This is a genomic window from Halobacteriovorax sp. XZX-3 (assembly GCF_043196495.1).
Taxonomy (GTDB): domain Bacteria; phylum Bdellovibrionota; class Bacteriovoracia; order Bacteriovoracales; family Bacteriovoracaceae; genus Halobacteriovorax_A.
This window is the reverse complement of record NZ_JBEBMO010000014.1, coordinates 1-1,574: the sequence shown is the minus strand read 5'-3', so window position 1 is coordinate 1,574 and position 1,574 is coordinate 1. Positions and strand designations below refer to the sequence as shown.

Annotated in this window: 1 protein-coding gene; it reads right to left on the bottom strand. The window is 49.7% G+C overall.

Annotated features, from left to right (window positions below):
• A partial coding sequence (locus ABMA70_RS15950; RefSeq protein ID WP_393022387.1) for a hypothetical protein occupies positions 1 to 1,574 on the bottom strand: 1,574 nt, incomplete at both ends.

The following is a 1,574-nucleotide window of genomic DNA, read 5'->3' as shown; positions in this document are numbered from 1 at the left end:
AAGAACGCATTGGAGTTACGGAACACAGACTCAGGGAACACTCCGTTACCTTGATATGTCTGACCCATCTTCATGGTCAGGTTGGCATGACGTAGGAAACGTTGGATAGCTGTGATGCTACCAGTACCGCCAGTGATGTTAGCTGGGTTGGAACTACCTGCCCCGAACTGATTCACGATGGTGTTACCTGTCACACTAACTCGACCGTTCTTAATCTGTACGTTCTCATCAGTGAATGCTCCCTCAGCTTTTAGCTGTTGGTACTGACGCTTCAAGGAATGCACATCGCTGTTGAAGTGGTTAATCAACTGCGGGTGTGTCTCTTTGTACGCACGTAGGTTAGCGGCTACCTTGGCATCACCTAGCGTAGCTGTTGAGTATTCCTCGCCCATCTTAGCCACGACATCTACCACACGTAGCACTTGCTGTGGTGGTGGCGGATTCTCACCCTGAGCATTCACATCTTTCTGTAGCCAGATACCACCGAAGTAACCAGCTAAGCGACGCTCTTGGTCGTTCGCTGCCTGCTTACCTTGGAACAGAATCTGCCCTGCCTTGAACTGCTGAGTAGCTGCTGACGCTACGGTAAGCACACCACCCTCATCCACTGCATACAAACCTGCCATAGCTTGCGGGTTGTTCTTGTACTTGGTGTAGTCGTTCACGGCTGCATAGCCTGACTGACCATTGCCGAAGATAGCAAGAATCTGCATCTCATCCGGTGCGTTAGTACGCGCATTGTCCTTAGCAATTTCCTCAAACAATGTACCCTTAGTCTGTAGCACCTTAGCCATAGTACCGTTCTCAATCTGAGTGATGATGCGCTGTTCCTCAGCATCAATCATGTCCACTACTTGGGACACTTGAGAGCTTGGCACATTAGCTGGGATGTTAGACAACACCTTGTTACGTAGCACTGTGAACTCTTGACGAGCCTCAGCCACAGTCACTGGCACATCTACCACACCACCAGCACGGATACGTTCAAGCAATCCGTTCTGTAGGTTACGGGTAGCGTTGGTCACTTCTAGTCCTACCTGTTGTGATAGGTCATTCAATGACGCAGTGCCCTGTTTCTTAGCGTACTCAATCTGCTCAGACATCTGCTCGCGGAAGAACTGTTGTTGCACCATGCCTTGGTACGTCTCGACTGGGATGCCTAGCTTGGTAGCCTCAGCCTGTAGCTCTTGCAATGCTTTCTGTTGCGGAGTGAGCGTCATGATTTGACTGAACAGTTTGCTTGAGATGTTTGCACCCGCTGCTGTGTTGGCAGCATTACGGATGTCATCAGCGAACTGAGGACGACGGTTGATAGCCTGAGACATGAGTGCCTCCATGCGTTCGATGGCGAACTCTTGGGACAATCTGCCTTGGTCTGTCGCACCTTTAATCTCTTGGAAGTTCTTGTACACAGACTTGATGTACGGGTCTTGCAATGCCTCCTCACTAAAGTAGGTGGTTTGCAATGTAGGGTACTTACTAATCTGTAGTGCATCACGCACTGCCTTCACTTCTTGGCGAATGTTAGCAATCGACTCTTTCTTTAGTCGCTCTGTGTTTAGCGTGGCAATAGT